The organism is Mameliella sp. LZ-28, assembly GCF_012274245.1.
GTDB lineage: Bacteria > Pseudomonadota > Alphaproteobacteria > Rhodobacterales > Rhodobacteraceae > Antarctobacter > Antarctobacter albus.
This window is the reverse complement of the sequence record NZ_JAANYX010000037.1, coordinates 72,748-88,643: the sequence shown is the minus strand read 5'-3', so window position 1 is coordinate 88,643 and position 15,896 is coordinate 72,748. Positions and strand designations below refer to the sequence as shown.

The following is a 15,896-nucleotide window of genomic DNA, read 5'->3' as shown; positions in this document are numbered from 1 at the left end:
AGGCCGCTGTCAGGCGCCGCTGCGGTCCTGCCAGAGGTCTGCATAGGCCCGCATTTGAGCTGTCAGCGGGTCGGCCCCATCGGCTGGCGCAATCGGCGCGGGCATGGCGGGCCGCGTCCCATCCACCAGCAGCGCCGCCCCCTGCGAGGTGCCCGTGGCGGCGCCGGAAGGGATGACCCGGTCGCCGGATGCCGCCGCAAGCATCCGGGCATAGGCGCGGTTACGGGCAAAGGGGCCTTCGACAACGATCTGGCCCGCGTGGCCGATGATCCGCAGGCAATGGGCCGTCATCAGCGCCAGGTAAAAGGCCAGCGCCGCCCCGCGCCGCCCGGTGCCGGGCGCGGGTTCCGCCCCGACCCAGCGCGCCTGCCGGCCCCGGAAGGGGCCAGAACCGGGCTCTACTGCCGGCAACAGCATGATGCCGTCGCGCAAGACGGCAGCAAGCTCTGTCTCATCGGGGTCGGGATAGGCACCGCCCGAGGCGATGTCATGTTCGCGTCCGCCCATGAACCGCGCAGACGGTACGGGCGCACCCAGCGCGTTGACGTTGATGAGCGTGTCCTTGCCCGGGTCCATGTCCACGACTGTCCCGCCGATGGACATGGCGATGACCCAGGTGCCGGTCGAGACCACGGAAAACGGGGCCTGCTGGCTGCGCAGGTGGGGCAGCAGAGAGGCGTTGGAATCGTGGATGCCGCATTGCACCGGTGTCTCGCGGGGCAGACCGGTCGCTTGGGCCACTTCCGGCGTGATCGGACCCAGAACCTCGTCCGGTCGGCGCGGCGGGGCCATGATCCCGCCCAGGCCCAGCGTGTCCACCAAAGGGGAAAACCGCCCCTCGGCCGGCAACCAGAGATCCGTGTGACAGCCCAGCGAGGTCACATCCGTTGCGGCAACGCCCGTCAGGCGAAACCCCCAATACTGCGGATAGGTGACGATCCGCGCGGTGCGCGCCCGCAAGTCCGGATCTGTCTGCAGCATCCAGTGCAGCTGCGCTCCCAGGTTCAGCCCCATGCCCAGGCGCGGAGAGCCTGTTACTGAAAAATCCGGGTGCAGGGCGTCATAGTCGGCCGACAGGTCGTCCGGGCCGTCATGTTCGTAATCGAGGATCGGCGCCGCCAGCCCACCTTTTTCGTCCAGCAACGCGGCACAGGCGCCATGCGTGGTGACGGAGATCGCGGAAATACCGTGGGCCGAGTGAAAGCCACGAAGCCCGTCCAGCAGGAACTGCCAGTGTCCCTCGGTATCGAAATGCGGCCAGGGTGGACCGGGACGCACCGTGTTTGGCCGGGTGATGACGGCGACTTCCGCCAGGTCGGCAGGGTCGACCAATGCCAGCTTGGCGTTGGTCTTGCCAATGTCGATGACGGCGACGTGCCCCTCCGTCATGGCAGGTGAAAGACCGTTTCCAGCGGCGTCGCCACGGGTTCGTTGTCGTCCCTGGTCTCCATAATGTCCGCCATATGCGCCCACCATCTCTGCATGACCGGATGGTCGGGCAGGGCGTCCATCGTATGATCGTCCCGTCTCCAGAGCACCGCAAAGAGCGTATGCGTGTCCCGGTCGAGGTGGATCGAGTAATCCGACACGCCCGCCTCTTTCAGCAGCTGCGACAGTTCGGGCCAGATCGCGTCATGGCGCTTGCGGTACTCGGCCTCGCAACCGGGGGTGAGCGTCATCTTGAAGGCGTATTTCTGCATCACGCGGCCCGCCATTTCGACCAGAGCCGGGGCAGGGCGATCACCCCGATCAGCAGCGCGCCGATCACGATCGACATGACGATGCCGGGCACGTTCAACAGGCCCAGTCCGAAGGTCACCAGCCCCATGACGAAGGCCGCGATGACGACGCCGGGGATGGACCCGGATCCGCCCAGGATGTTGACACCGCCAAGCACCACCATCGTCACCACCTCCAGCTCCCATCCGAAGGCGATGGAGGGGCGGGTCGAGCCCAGCCGCGAGGTCAGGCAGATGGCGGCGATGCCCGACATCAGGCCGGTCAGCAAGAAGAGGATGAATTTCACCCGCGCGACACGGATGCCGGAAAACTCTGCCCCCGTCGCATTGTTGCCGATGGCATAGACCGCGCGGCCAAAGTTGGTCAGGTGCAGGACCACGGCGTAGATCACGGCGAGCACGGCGAAAAGCACCAGCTCGAAGGAGATCACCCAGAACACGTAGCCCTGTCCGAAGAATGCGAAATCGGAGGGGTAGCCGCGAAAGGCCTGGTCGCCCAGGACGATGTAGCTGATGCCTCGAAACAGGCTCATGGTGCCGATGGTGACGACGATGGAGGGCAGGCCGAAGCGGGTGACGAGCACCCCGTTGAAGGCGCCGCAGGCCAGGCCGGTGCCGATCCCCACCAGCAGGATCATGGGCGTTCCGGCGCCCGCGCTCATCGCCGCGCCCATCGCGGTCGAGGCCAGCGCGATGATCGCCGCGACCGACAGGTCGATCTCGCCCGAGATGATCAGCAGCGCCATCGCAAAGGCGATCATCGCCTTTTCGGTAAAGTTGAAGGTTGCGTCGCTCAGGTTCCAGGCGTTGAGGAAATAGGGCGAGGCAAAGCTGTTGGCGACGAAGATGCCGATGGCCACCAGCAGCAGCAGGGTTTCCCAGCTCTTCAGCCGCCGTTGCAGGGGCGATTGCAGCCGGTCGGGGATCTGGCGCCCCGGTGCGGTGTCATGCAATGTCGTCATGTGGCGTGCTCCGCGGATTTCAGGATGATGCGGCCCTTGTCGCGTCCGGCGCGGGCATTGACCGCCACCGCGATGATGATGGCGCTGCCGGAAATCGCCAGCTGCCAGAAGGGCGAGATGTTGACCACCGGAAGGGCGTTCTTGATGACGCCCAGGAACAGGGCCCCCAGCAGGGCGCCCCAGACCGTGCCGACGCCGCCCATGATCGAGATGCCGCCGATCACGCAGGCCGCCACCACGTCAAGCTCGAACCCGCCGGCGATGTCGACATAGGCCACCGCGTAACGCGAGACCCAGAGATAGCCCGTCAGGCCGGCCAGGGTACCGGACAGGGTAAAGGCCCAGAACTGGGTCCGGCCCACGTCGATGCCGGTATAGGTGGCCGCGTGCGGGTTGCCGCCCACCGCGTAGAAGGCGCGGCCCAGCGTCGTGCGGGTCATGACCAGGGAAAAGACTGTCAGGGCCAGGATCGCGATCCAGCTCAGCATTGGCAGGCCCAGCAACTCGGCGCGCGGAAAGGCCTTGAATCCCTCTCCCATCTCGTGGCTGTTGACCCAGTCACCGCCCGAGATGACGAAGATCGTGCCGCGAAAGATCGTCATGGTGCCCAGCGTGACCACGATGGGCGGAATATCCAGTTTCCAGACCAGCAGGCCGTTGACCATGCCCAGGGCCGCGCCCAGGCCCAAGGCGACCGCCAGCGTTACCGCCACCGGCAGGCCAGGCACGGCCACGTTCAGCATCGCCACCACCATGCCGGTCAGCGCCAGGTTGGCGGCCACCGACAGGTCGATGCAGCGGGTCAGGATGACTACCATCTGGCCGATGGCCAGCAGGATCAGCGGCGCCGTGTCGTTGAACACATCCGCCAGGTTGGACGGCGCCACGAAACCGGGAAAGCGCGTGGCAATCACGGCCAGCAGCAGCAAGAGCGCGCCCAGCAGCAGGGTTTCGCGCCTGGTGGCAAGTTTGCGGATCATCGCTCTCTCCTCAGATACCGGCGGCGTGGCGGACAAGCGTCTCGGGCGTCAGGTCATCCCCCTGCAACTCGGCGGCGATCCGGCCTTCGCGCATGACGATGACGCGGTCGGACATGCCCAGGATCTCGGGGATTTCCGAACTGACCATGATGACGGCCAGCCCCTGCGCGGCCAGTTCGGCCATGAAGTCATGAACCGCCGCCTTCGACCCGATGTCGATGCCCTTGGTCGGTTCGTCCAGGATGATGACGCGGGGCTGGGTGGCCAGCCACTTGGCGATCACCACCTTCTGCTGGTTGCCGCCGGACAGGTTGCCCACCGGCGTGTCCAGCGAGGCCGCGCGCAGATCCAGTCGCCGGGTGTATTCGCGGGCCAGCTTGAATTCCTCGGCCAGCTGCAGGAACCCCCTGCGCGAGGTGCGCGCCAGCGAGGGCAGGGTGACGTTCTGAAAAATCGGCAAGGCGGTGATGGCGCCCTGCTTTCCCCGGTCCTCGGGGACATAGACGATGCCGTTGGCCACCGCGTCGGCGGGTGATCGGATCACCCGGATCTTGCCGTCGATCTTCGTGACACCCTTGGACGGTTTCGTGATCCCGAACAGCGCCTGCATGAATTCCGACCGGCCGGCGCCGACCAATCCGTAGAACCCCAGGATCTCGCCCCGGTTCAGGCGAAAGCCGATGTCGGCGAATTCGGTCGGGTGGGCGTAGCCCGCGACCTGCAGCACCTCTTCGCCGATGCTGGGGCTGCGCTTGGGAAAGATCTGGCTGACCTCGCGACCGACCATCATCTTGACCAGGTCGGCCTCTGTCACGTCCGCGATCAGCCCCGCGCCGACGAACTGGCCGTCGCGGAACACGGTATAGCGGTCGGCGATGCGGAAGATCTCGTCGAACTTGTGGCTGATGAAGAGGATCGCCTTGCCCTGTGCCTTGAGGGTTTCGACCAACTCGTAGAGCTCTTCGATTTCCTTGTGCGACAGGGCGGCCGTGGGTTCGTCCATGATGACCACGCGGGCGTCGATGGACAGGGCGCGGGCGATGGCGACAAGGTGCTTGTTCGCGATGCCGAGATCGCGCAACGGATGATCGGGATCGACCTGGGCGCCGATGCCGCGCAGGATCGTTTCGGCCTCGCGGCGCATCCGGGGCCAGTCGATCAGGCCCCAGCGGTTGCGCGGGGCGTGGCCCAGAAAGATGTTTTCGGCCACCGTAAGCTCGTCGAACAGGACGGTTTCCTGGTGAATGGCGGTGATGCCCGCATCCGCCGCATCCTGCGGGCTGGGAAAGCGGCGGGCGCTGCCATCGACCCGGATTTCCCCGCCGTCGGGCTGGTAGATTCCCGTCAGGATCTTGACGACCGTGGACTTCCCCGCGCCATTTTCGCCGACAAGCGCCGTGACCTGGCCCGGGTGCAGGTCCAGCCGGATCTCGTCCAGCGCCTTGACCCCGGGAAAGGTCTTGGTGATCCCGTCGAGGGACAGGACCGGGCCCGTAAGGGTCTGTGCGCTGTCGTCGCTGCCTGCCTGCATCAGCATCCCATGACCTCCCCTGCCGCAGGCCGCGGTGTCGCGGTTGGCCTGCGCGTGTTCGGTGTGATTTTTCGGATGAACCGGGGGGCATGTGGCCCCCCGGTGGATTCCCCCGGGTGGGGAGGCGATCAGAAGATCGACTTGAAGTCGTCGATGTTCGAGCTGTCGTAGACGAAGGGATCGGCCATCGCCCCGGCATTGTCGTCGTCCAGTGTGACGCTGCCCATGCGGCCCATCGGGATTTCCGCGCCCGGTTCCGCCGTGGCGTCGCCGCTGGCCAGCGCATGGGCGATCATCGTGGCGGAATAGCCCAGGTCGATCGGGTTCCAGATCGCAAAGGACTTGGAGGCGCCGCTGTCGATGGCTCCGGCCATTTCCGACGGCAGGCCCAGGCCGGTCACGTTGACCTGACCCACCTTGCCGGCGTCCACGACCGCCTGTGCCGCGGCCACGATACCGACCGAGGTCGGCGCGATGATCGCGTCGAGGTCAGGGTATTTCTGCATCAGGCCCTGCGCCTCGCGGTAGGACTTGTCGGCGAGGTCGTCGCCATAGACGGTGGCCACCAGCTCGATCCCCGGATAGTCGCCCATGACCTTCTTCATCTCGTCGATCCAGATGTTCTGGTTGGTCGAGGTGGTAGTGGCCGAGAGCAGGGCAACCTTGCCGCCATCGGGCAGCTCATCGGCGGCCAGCTTGATGATCATGTTGCCGATCAGCGGGTTGGACGAGGGGTTCAGGTGCATCTGGCGGCCTTCCGGTGCCACGCCCGAGTCCCAGGAGATCACGGTGATGCCGCGCTGCATGGCCTTTTTCAGGACCGGCACCAGCGCATCGGGATCGTTGGCAGAGACCGCGATGGCGTCGACGCCCTGCGCGATCAGCGAGTTGATGACCTGGATCTGCGCCTCGGCCGTGGTGTCGGTCGGGCCGGTGTAGATGATCTCGGTGTTGCCGAGGTCGGCGGCGGCCTCCTCGGCGCCCTTGGCCGCGGCCTCGAAAAAGCCGATGCCCAGGGCCTTGACCACCAGCGCGATACGCACCGGATCGTCCTGTGCCAGCGCTGAGGTGCCCATCAGCCCGGTGGCCAGCGTGGCCCCCGCGAGCAGCTTGGTAAAGGTACGACGGATCATTGTTGTTCCTCCCTTGATCGAAGTCGTTTGTCTTGCGGGCCGCTAGGACGCGGCCTCGTCTTCCTGTGTCGCGGCGCCGGACTGGGCGACGATCAGTGAAACATCCGCCGCCTCCAGCATGGCGGCGGCCTTGTCGGATATGCCCTCGTCGGTGATGACCGTGTCGATCCGGTCGAGCGCGCAAAGCACGAGGCTGGAGCGGTTGTCGAACTTGGTGCTGTCGACCAGCACCACCAGCTCGTCCGCCTGGCCGATCAGTTTCTGTTCGGCCTGGATCAGCAGTGGGTCGGCTTCCATCAACCCGATGGGTCCCAGCCCCTGCGCGCCCATGAACATGCGCCGGGCCCAGAAATTGCGCGTCACATCGTTGTCGAAGGGCGACAGGACGATGTTCTGTTCGCGGTAGATCATCCCGCCGGACAACATCACCATGTTCTTGGAATGCTTGAGCAGGTGTTCCGCGATGGGAAAGGAGTTGGTGAAGACCTGGCAACGGCGGCTGGCCAGCGGGTGCACCATCTGAAAGGTCGTGGTGCCGCCGTTGATGATGATCGAGTCGCCGTCCTCGCACAGTTCGACCGCCGCCCGGGCGATGGCCTGCTTCTGCTTGATGCGCAATGTCTGGTTGACCGAGAACGGCCGCCCGGCAAGTCCCACGAAGGGCGGCGGTGTCAGGGCTTCGGCCCCGCCGCGCACACGGCGCAGTTTCTTCTGCATGTGAAGCGTGGCGATGTCGCGCCGGATCGTTGCCTCGGACGCCTCTGTCAGGTTGCACAGGTCGACGACGGTCACGACCGGGCGATCCTGCACGGCAGAGAGAATGATCCTGTGGCGTTCTTTCTCGTGCATCGGCTCCTCCTTGGCGATGAAGATTGCGTGGATTCGCCGCATTCGTCAATCAAAAACACTCAACATCGATCACTATGCGGCGCATTATGGTTATTTATGATTGGATATGATTGACAATTTGGCGCAATCCGCTCAGCATCCCGATCAGATTTACAGCGGCGCCGGTGCGCCCGTCGGGAGGACAAGATGTTGAAAACCGTGGACAATCATCTTCTGGAAAATCGCTGGGATGCGGCTGAGGCGCAGGGGATGAGCGAATCGGAGCTGTTGCTGTACCGCTCGAACATCCTGGGCGCCGACAAGCGCGTGACCAACTATGGCGGCGGCAATACCTCGGCCAAGGTCATGGAGACCGATCCGCTGAGCGGCGAGCAGGTAGAGGTGCTCTGGGTCAAGGGATCGGGCGGGGATATCGGCTCGATAAAGATGGACGGTTTCGCCACGCTCTACATGGACAAGCTGCAGGCGCTGAAGTCGCTCTATCGCGGTGTCGAGCACGAGGACGAGATGGTGGGTTACCTGCCGCATTGCACCTTCCGATTGAACCCGCGCGCGGCCTCCATCGACACGCCTTTGCACGCTTATGTACCGCGCAAACACGTTGATCACGTCCACGCGGACGCCATCATCGCCATTGCCGCCTCGGAAAACTCGCGTGAGCTGACGCAGGAGATCTTTGGCAACCGTATCGGCTGGTTGCCGTGGAAGCGGCCCGGCTATGAATTGGGCCTGTGGCTGGAGAAATTCTGCCTTGAGAACCCCGAGGCCGACGGCGTGGTGCTGGAAAGCCACGGGCTGTTCACCTGGGCGGATGATGCCAGGACCTGTTACGACACGACAATCGACGTGATCAACGCGGCGACAGAGTGGCTGGCAGACAAGACCAAGGATGTGCCGGCCTTCGGCGGTGCAAAGTACCAGTCGCTCGCGGCAGAGCAGCGCCGCACGGTCGCCGCGCGGCTGATGCCCGCCATTCGCGGTTTTGTCTCGGGCAACCAGCACATGGTTGGCCATTTCAACGACAGCGACGCGGTGCTGGAATTCGTCAACGCGCAGGATATGGCGCCGCTGGCGGCCTTGGGCACCTCGTGCCCGGACCATTTCCTGCGGACCAAGATCCGTCCCTTCGTGGTCGATTACGACCCGGCCAAGGGCAACCTGGACACGGTGCTGGAAAGCCTGCCGGAGCAGATCGAGGCCTATCGCGCCGATTATGCCGCCTACTACGACCGCTGCAAACGCGATGATAGCCCGGCGATGCGCGATCCGAACGCGGTTGTCTACCTGGTGCCCGGCGTCGGCATGATCACCTTTGCCAAGGACAAGGCGACGGCGCGGATCTCGGGCGAGTTCTATGTCAACGCGATCAACGTCATGCGCGGCGCCTCGGCCATCAGCACCTACCAGGGGCTGCCCGAACAAGAGGCCTTTGACATCGAGTACTGGCTGCTCGAAGAGGCCAAGCTGCAGCGGATGCCCAAGCCTAAATCGCTGGCGGGCCGGATCGCACTGGTCACGGGCGGGGCAGGGGGAATCGGCGCGGCAACGGCGGCCCGCTACCTGTCCGAGGGCGCCTGCGTGGTGCTGGCCGATGTCGACGCCAAGGCGCTGGAGGCCACGCGCGCGCAGCTTGAAAAGCAGTTCGGTGGGGACGTGGTGCGCAGCGTTGTCATGGATGTGACCCGCGAAGAGGCGGTGGCGCAGGCCTTTGCCGATGCGTCGGTCGAGTTCGGCGGCACCGACATCCTGGTGTCCAACGCGGGCATCGCCTCGTCCGCGCCGGTCGAAAAGACCTCTCTGGCGTTGTGGAACAGGAACATGGAGATCCTGAGCACTGGCTATTTCCTCGTCAGCCGGGAGGCGTTCGGCCTGATGCGGACGCAGGGACTGGGCGGTTCCATCGTCTTTGTCGCCTCGAAGAACGGGCTGGCGGCCTCTCCCAATGCCTCTGCCTATTGCACGGCAAAGGCATCTGAAATCCACTTGGCGCGCTGCCTGGCACTGGAAGGCGCCGAGGCGGGAATCCGGGTCAACGTGGTCAACCCCGATGCGGTGTTGCGCGGGTCGAAGATCTGGGAAGGCGAGTGGCTGGAACAGCGCGCGGCAACCTACGGCACCGACAAGGAGGGACTCGAGGAGATGTACCGCAACCGCTCGATGCTCAAACGCTCCGTCCTGCCGGAAGACATCGCCGAGGCCTGCTATTTCTTCGCCGCCGATACCTCGGCCAAGTCGACGGGCAACATCCTGAACGTGGACGCCGGCAACGTGCAGGCGTTTCCGCGCTGAGGAAGATCCGGCAGGGCCAGCCTCTGCCGGGTCGCAATGGGAGGATACCATGAGCCAATACAAAAGCGCCCGCGCCGCCTTCGCCGACTGGGGTGTCGAAACCGAGAAAGCGATAGAGCGGCTGAAAGACATCGCCATTTCGGTCCACTGCTGGCAGGGCGACGATGTCGTGGGTTTCGAGGCCAAGACCGGCGCATCCGGTGGCGGCATCCAGACCACCGGGAATTATCCCGGCCGTGCCCGCACCCCTGATGAGCTGCGCGCGGACCTGGATTTCGCCTTTTCCAAGATCCCGGGGCGCCACCGGCTGAACCTGCACGCGATGTACATGGACACGGACGAAAGCCCGGACCGCGACGCGATCGAATACCGCCATTTTACCCCCTGGGTGGACTGGGCCAGGGACAGCGGGCTGGGGCTGGATTTCAACCCGACCTTCTTTGCCCATGCCAAGGCGGACGACAACCTGACGCTGGCGCATCCGGATGCGGGCATCCGCGACTTCTGGATCGAACACGGACGCCGCACGCGTGAGATCGCCGCACGCATTGGGGCCGAGCTGGGCAGTCCCTGCGTCAACAATATCTGGGTCCCGGACGGGATGAAGGATCATCCCATCGACCGGATGGCGGCCCGGCAACGGCTGCAATCCTCGCTGGATGCCATGCTGGCCGACCCGCAGGACCGGGCAAATATGCTGGACGCCGTCGAAAGCAAGCTGTTCGGGATCGGGGTCGAGGCCTTCACCGTCGGCAGTCATGAATTCTACCTGGGCTATGCCATCCGCAGGGGCACGCTTTTGTGCCTCGACATGGGGCATTTCCACCCGACCGAGAACATCGCGGACAAGCTGTCATCGGTCGCTCTGTCGGTGGATGAGATCCTGCTGCACGTTTCGCGCCCGATGCGCTGGGACAGCGATCACGTCATCCTGCAAAGCGATGACATCCTGGCGATGGCGCAGGAACTGGTGGCCTGTGACCTGCTGGGGCGCACGCATATCGGGCTGGACTTCTTCGACGCCACGATCAGCCGCACCGCGGCCTGGGTGATCGGCACACGCAACATGCAAAAGGCGCTGTTGCGGGCGCTGCTCTTGCCGATGGACACTCTGAAAGGGGCGGAAAACGCGCTGGATTTCAGCCGTCGTTTCATGCTGACCGAAGAGCTGAAGGATCTGCCCTATGGCGCGGTCTGGGCAGAGTTCTGCGCCCGGATGGAGGTGCCCGTCGGCCAGGCGCTGATCGCGGACCTCGATCGCTATCAGGACAGCGTCGCCGGGCGTGGCTGAACCCCGAATGGCGGCTGCCGGACCTGTAAGAGCCCGGCAGCCGGATTGCCTTACTTGGGATCGAAGAGTGCGATCAGGTCGGTCCCAACCGTCCGCAACTCGCCACGCAACTCGTCCAGCTTGTCCGCTGCCGCGACAATTTCCGTCTCGGTGCTGTCCAGAGCCTCGATGTAGCGGTTGCGCAGGGTCTCGACCTCGACCGCGTCGAGGTTTGCACGCAGGCGGCCCTGTTCGCTCGACAGTTCGCGTTGGCGGTCTTCCAGGGAGGTGATCTCCTGTTCGATCGCGCGGGCGCGGCGCAAGAGGTCATGCGCGCTGTCAAAACTCTCGCTCAGGGCCGCGTCGACGGCGATCCGGCCGGCGCGCACGTCCAGCACCAGCCGTTCAAAATCCCCAGAGTCCAGCGAGTACTGGCGGCGGCTGACCGACCGTTCCACGACGTCCAGCGAGACCTCGCCCGCCTCGACGGGCACGGTCACGCGGATGAAACCGTCACCCTGTTCCACCTCGCCCGGCGCACTGTCAAGTTCACCGAACCCGCCGGGATGTTCGACTGAAAAGAGCGTCGCTTCCTCCGGCACGGTGGCGTCATACCGCGTGGTGCGCAGGGTGATCAGGTTGACAGTCACCTGTTCCCCGCCGGAAATCATCGCGGAAATGCGCTGGGTCTGGCGGCGGTCGGTGTTAACCGTGGCGCCGGTGGCCTCGGCAAAGGGCAACAGGCGGCTTTGCCCGGCCAGCATGCCGGTGAAGGGCGCATCGCCCACAAAGCCGTTAGCATCCTGGACAGAGACCAGACCCGGCGCCAGTGCCTGGTCCGCCTGCAGCGAAGCGGCCATCAGGACCTGGTTGCCGGTCTTCTGCGGACGGTACAGCGCGCGGATCTCGGGCTCGATCGCCATGTCGAAATACATCAGGTTCGCGGTGCGCCCATCTTCCAGGTCGACGGGCTGTGGCATGGCATAACGCAGGATGCCGGCGCCGCTCAGCACCTCACCCGCGCGTGCGGTGCCAGAGGGTTTGGCAAGGTCGAGCGCCAGCATTTCCTTGACCACGGGGGCATAGGCGGCTTCGGCGGCGGGGGCGGCAAGCGCCCTGACGCCCCGGTCGGGGGCAACCGTGACCGGGCGCGGGCCCGAGGGCGGATCGTTGCGCGCAATATACAGAGGGTCGATCAGTTCGCGCCGGTAGGCCACGGGAGAGCCGGTGGTCAGCGTCAGCGCCACGTCGTCCCAATCCTGCCCCGAGACATTCTCGACCGTGGCCCAGCCCTGGAACCGGCCTTCGTCCAGGAGAAGCCGCCAGGAATTCTTCCAGGCCGCGACCTCTGTCACGTAGGACAGGTGCACATCGCGGGCATCCGCTGCCTCCAGCGTCAGGTCGAAACGCCGGGTCTTGCTGTCGCGCCGGTCGGCGTCCATCGCGCGGGCCAGTTGCGCGGCGACCTCCTCGGAAAAGGTGACCTGCGCACCGGGGGTCAGGACGATGTCCTGCACCCCGTCCTCGGTCAGCATCAGGACGGTGGTGCGCGTGACGTCCTTGCCCTCTTCGACGATCTGGGTTTCGCCCACGCCCATGATGCGGCCGGTAAAGGCGCCGCGCGCGGTGGTGACTTCCAGCGTCTCGCCGATCATCGCGCGCACCAGCCCCTCTGTCGTGCGCGGCACGCCGCCGGCAAAGATGGTGTCCGCCAGCGCGGCCAGACTGCTGCCGGGGGTGTCGGTCTGCAGGTCGATGACGCCGCCCGAGGGATCGCGCACCACAAGCGAGGCCAGAACGTCATCGGAATCGCGCATCGGCACGTCGAAGGACAGCGTGTTGCCCTCTGTCGGCGCAATGAATGTGTAGCGGGCGATCCCGGCCTGTCCCAGTTCGATCCGGGTGATCTGCGGAGAGGCAAGGGCGGTGGAAACAAGACAGGTGGTTGCCAGCAGGGCGGGCAGGAAAATGGATTTGGTCATGGTCGTCGACTCCTCGTCATTCGCGGACGGCTTAAAGGCCGTGTTCCGAGTCTACGACGCATCACCTGCCCGCGTCCTTGGCGAGGTCGTGTCAGATTGCGAAATTTTTTTGTCGGGCGGCCAGGGCGGGTCTTTGCCCGGTGTTCCGGAAAATCTGCTAGGATGGTCCTGGGGAAAAAGGGGGATGGCATGTCGGACTATTATGACCTGGGAACTTATGGCCGTCCGGTCGCGACCGCTCCAGAGGCACAGCTTTGGCTCGACCGGGGCTTGGTCTGGCTTTTTGCCTACAACCACGAAGAGGCGATCCTGTGTTTCGAAAAGGCGCTGACGGCCGACCCGGCCTGCGCCTTGGCCCATTGGGGCATCGCCTATGCCATCGGGCCGAACTACAACAAGCCTTGGGAGGTCTTTACCCCCGAGGAAAAGGCGCCGGCCCTGGCCCGCGCCCATGCGGCGCTGGCCGCCGGGCTGGCTCTGCATGGGGCGGCGCCGGTCGAACGGGCCCTGCTGGGGGCGCTTGCCGCGCGCTATCCGCAGGACCCATACATCGAGGATTACCAGCCGTTCAACGACGGGTTTTCCTCCGCGATGCAGCCGGTCTATGCTCAGTTTCCCGACGATCTGGATGTCACCTTCGTGTACGCCGAGGCGATGATGAACCGCACGCCCTGGCAGCTGTGGGACTTTCATCGCGGCGTGCCGAACCCCGAGGCTTCGACCTCCGAGGCGATGGCGGTGCTGGAGAGGGCCTTTGACCAGGTGCCGGGCGCCTGGGATCATCCCGGGTTGCTGCACATGTACATTCACCTGATGGAAATGTCGCCGCATCCGGAACGGGCGCTGCGCCACGGAGACCGCCTGACGGGGCTGGTGCCGGACGCGGGGCACCTTGTGCACATGGCGACCCACATCGACGTGCTGTGCGGCGATTACCAGAACGTGCTGTCGCGCAACCTTGCCGCGGCAAGGGTCGACGAGACCTTCAAGTTGCGGTCGGGGGCCGCGAATTTCTACGCGCTCTACCGCATTCACAACCTGCATTTCGCGCTCTACGGGGCGATGTTCCTGGGGCAGAAGGCGGCGGCGCTGGACGCGGCCAAACGCTTGCGTGCCGAGGTGCCGGACGAGGTGGTGCGTGTCTATCCCGACCTGTTCGAGACCTTCGTGGCGGCCCTGCCGCATGTCTATATACGCTTCGGCATGTGGTCCGAAGTGCTGGACCTGGAATTGCCCGAGGATACCGAGCTTTACACGACAACCAACGCGCTGATCCTTTATGCGCGGGCCGTTGCGCTGGCCAACCTGGGCCGACACGACGCGGCAGAAGTTGCGATACGGGCCTTTGTCGATGCCTATGCCCTGGTTCCCGAGGAACGGATGCTGTTCAACAACACCGCGCGCGACGTTCTGGCCGTGGCCGAGCAGATGATGCTGGGCGAGATCGCCTACAAGGCCGGACGCTGCGAGGAGGGACTGGCCTTCCTGCGTGAGGCGGTCGCCCTGGATGACGGGCTGCAATATGAGGAGCCCTGGTCCTGGCCGCAACCGACGCGGCATGCGCTGGGCGCCTTGCTGATGGATGCCGGGCGCTACGCAGAGGCCGAGGCGGTCTATCGTGCCGACCTTGGGCTTGACGGTGCCTTGCCCCGGCCAAGCCAGCATCCGCGCAACGTCTGGGCACTGCATGGGCTGGACGAATGCCTAACCCGACGCGGCGAGACGGTGGAGCGTACCCATATCAAGGCGGCCCTCGACGTCGCCCTGGCCCGGGCAGACGTGCCGATCCGGGCAAGTTGTCTTTGCCGGGCGCGCGTGGCGTAGCAGGGCAGGGCCAAGGTCCCGGGACTGAGTATTTTTTCCGTCAAGGTCGGCGTGTCAGCCCTTGCCGAGGCCTGACTATACCTATGAGACTCTGAATGTGTCGAAGATTTCTTTGCGGTTTCGGAAAGAAAATATTACCAATTTGGCGGGGCAACCCTAGAATTGCCCCTAGGGCGCCTGGTTCCGTCATGATCGGGGGCTCGGATAAACGGGAGGACGAAGATGACACGCAATATCTCAACGCGGCGCGCAGCGCTGCGCACTTTGGCTGGTGCCGGCGCGGCAACCCTTGCAGCCCCGCATCTCGCAACGGCGCAGGGCCAGACCACCACCTGGAAAATCCAGACCAGCTGGCCCGGCGGCGCTGGCCTGCAGATTTTCAAGGACTGGTGCGCAACCATCGAGGAAAAGACCGGCGGGGAACTGGCGTTCCAGCCCTTTGGCGCAAATGACGTCGTGGGCGACTTTCAGCTGTACGATGCCGTCAAGAACGGTGTTCTGGATGCCGTGAACCCCTTCACGATCTACGCCCAGGGGATCATCCCGGCGGCGACTTTCCTGACCTCGATCCCGTTGGGCCTGCGCAATCCGCATGAATTCGACGTGTTCTATTACGGACTCGGCGGCATCGACATCGCGCGCGAACTTTACGCCGCGCAGGGTATGCATTTCGTGGGGCCCGTCCATCACGGCCCGAACATCATCCACTCCAAGGTGCCGATCCGGTCGATCGACGATTTCGCGGGCCGCAAGATGCGCCTGCCCGGCGGCATGGTGGCCGAGATCTTTACCCAGATCGGCGCCGAAACCACGGTTCTGCCCGGCTCGGAGATTTTCCCGGCGCTGGAAAAGGGCACCATCGACGTGGCCGACTACGTGGGCCCGGCGGTCAACTATGCGCTCGGCTTCAGCCAGGTGACCGATTACATCGTGATGGGCCCTCCGGGATTCATGTCGCTGTACCAGCCGGTCGACATCATGGACATCACCGTGGGCCAGGCCGCCTGGGACGCGCTGAGCCCGCAGATGAAGCAGTTCGTCGAGATGGAAACCCATGTCTATTCCGACATGCACCATGCAGCGATCCAGAAGGCCGACCAGGACGCATGGGCCAAGTTCGAGGCCGACGGCACCGAGGTTACGCGCCTGACGCAGGACGACGTGGAGCTGATGACAGAGGTCGCCGTTCCGGTCTGGTTCGACTACGCCAACCGCGATCCGCAGGCCGCCCGCGTCTTCAAGATCCAGCTGGATTACATGTTGTCCGGCTCGCTGGGCTATGTGGATCCGGCTCTGACCCAGGGGCTTGAGCTCAAGCTCTGATCGGTCCGACCGCA

Annotated in this window: 12 protein-coding genes; 4 read left to right on the top strand and 8 right to left on the bottom strand. The window is 64.8% G+C overall.

Going from position 1 to position 15,896, the window contains the following annotated elements:
• Positions 1 to 9: 9 nt before the first annotated feature.
• The 7 genes from G9Q80_RS25865 to G9Q80_RS25835 form a co-directional block, all read right to left on the bottom strand.
• Positions 10 to 1,389, bottom strand: a complete 1,380-nt coding sequence (locus G9Q80_RS25865; protein ID WP_088716255.1) for an FGGY-family carbohydrate kinase — start codon at positions 1,387 to 1,389, stop codon at positions 10 to 12.
• Positions 1,386 to 1,700, bottom strand: a complete 315-nt coding sequence (gene rhaM / locus G9Q80_RS25860) for an L-rhamnose mutarotase (protein ID WP_184757111.1) — start codon at positions 1,698 to 1,700, stop codon at positions 1,386 to 1,388. The genes G9Q80_RS25865 and rhaM overlap by 4 nt, the downstream gene beginning before the upstream one ends.
• Complete coding sequence (locus G9Q80_RS25855) at positions 1,700 to 2,701, bottom strand: ABC transporter permease (protein ID WP_069208417.1); 1,002 nt, start codon at positions 2,699 to 2,701, stop codon at positions 1,700 to 1,702. The genes rhaM and G9Q80_RS25855 overlap by 1 nt, the downstream gene beginning before the upstream one ends.
• On the bottom strand, positions 2,698 to 3,681 hold the full coding sequence (locus G9Q80_RS25850; RefSeq protein ID WP_088716256.1) for an ABC transporter permease: 984 nt from the start codon (positions 3,679 to 3,681) through the stop codon (positions 2,698 to 2,700). Before G9Q80_RS25850 ends, G9Q80_RS25855 begins: the two co-directional genes overlap by 4 nt.
• Positions 3,682 to 3,691: 10 nt before the next feature.
• Positions 3,692 to 5,218 carry a sugar ABC transporter ATP-binding protein gene (locus G9Q80_RS25845; RefSeq protein ID WP_168246596.1) on the bottom strand — a complete coding sequence of 509 codons (1,527 nt, stop codon included), beginning with the start codon at positions 5,216 to 5,218 and terminating at the stop codon, positions 3,692 to 3,694.
• A gap of 122 nt (positions 5,219 to 5,340) precedes the next feature.
• A complete protein-coding gene (rhaS, locus tag G9Q80_RS25840; RefSeq protein ID WP_043145460.1) occupies positions 5,341 to 6,345 on the bottom strand; it encodes a rhamnose ABC transporter substrate-binding protein in 1,005 nt (334 codons plus the stop codon).
• Between the two features lie 42 nt (positions 6,346 to 6,387).
• A complete protein-coding gene (locus G9Q80_RS25835) occupies positions 6,388 to 7,194 on the bottom strand; it encodes a DeoR/GlpR family DNA-binding transcription regulator (RefSeq protein ID WP_069208415.1) in 807 nt (268 codons plus the stop codon).
• A gap of 186 nt (positions 7,195 to 7,380) precedes the next feature.
• Here G9Q80_RS25835 and G9Q80_RS25830 point away from each other — a divergent pair, with 186 nt between their 5' ends.
• Both G9Q80_RS25830 and G9Q80_RS25825 read left to right on the top strand, forming a co-directional pair.
• Positions 7,381 to 9,483: a bifunctional rhamnulose-1-phosphate aldolase/short-chain dehydrogenase gene (locus G9Q80_RS25830; RefSeq protein WP_088716257.1), complete on the top strand. Its 2,103-nt coding sequence runs from the start codon at positions 7,381 to 7,383 to the stop codon at positions 9,481 to 9,483.
• A 49-nt stretch (positions 9,484 to 9,532) separates the two neighbouring features.
• Positions 9,533 to 10,774: an L-rhamnose isomerase gene (locus G9Q80_RS25825; RefSeq protein WP_088716258.1), complete on the top strand. Its 1,242-nt coding sequence runs from the start codon at positions 9,533 to 9,535 to the stop codon at positions 10,772 to 10,774.
• Between the two features lie 50 nt (positions 10,775 to 10,824).
• Here the strand turns inward: G9Q80_RS25825 and G9Q80_RS25820 are convergent, their stop codons facing one another.
• Complete coding sequence (locus tag G9Q80_RS25820) at positions 10,825 to 12,735, bottom strand: hypothetical protein (protein WP_088716259.1); 1,911 nt, start codon at positions 12,733 to 12,735, stop codon at positions 10,825 to 10,827.
• A 189-nt stretch (positions 12,736 to 12,924) separates the two neighbouring features.
• Here G9Q80_RS25820 and G9Q80_RS25815 point away from each other — a divergent pair, with 189 nt between their 5' ends.
• Positions 12,925 to 14,559, top strand: coding sequence for a tetratricopeptide repeat protein (locus G9Q80_RS25815; RefSeq protein ID WP_069208411.1), 1,635 nt, complete (start codon positions 12,925 to 12,927; stop codon positions 14,557 to 14,559).
• A gap of 222 nt (positions 14,560 to 14,781) precedes the next feature.
• On the top strand, positions 14,782 to 15,882 hold the full coding sequence (gene dctP / locus G9Q80_RS25810) for a TRAP transporter substrate-binding protein DctP (protein WP_043145453.1): 1,101 nt from the start codon (positions 14,782 to 14,784) through the stop codon (positions 15,880 to 15,882).
• Positions 15,883 to 15,896 lie beyond the last annotated feature (14 nt).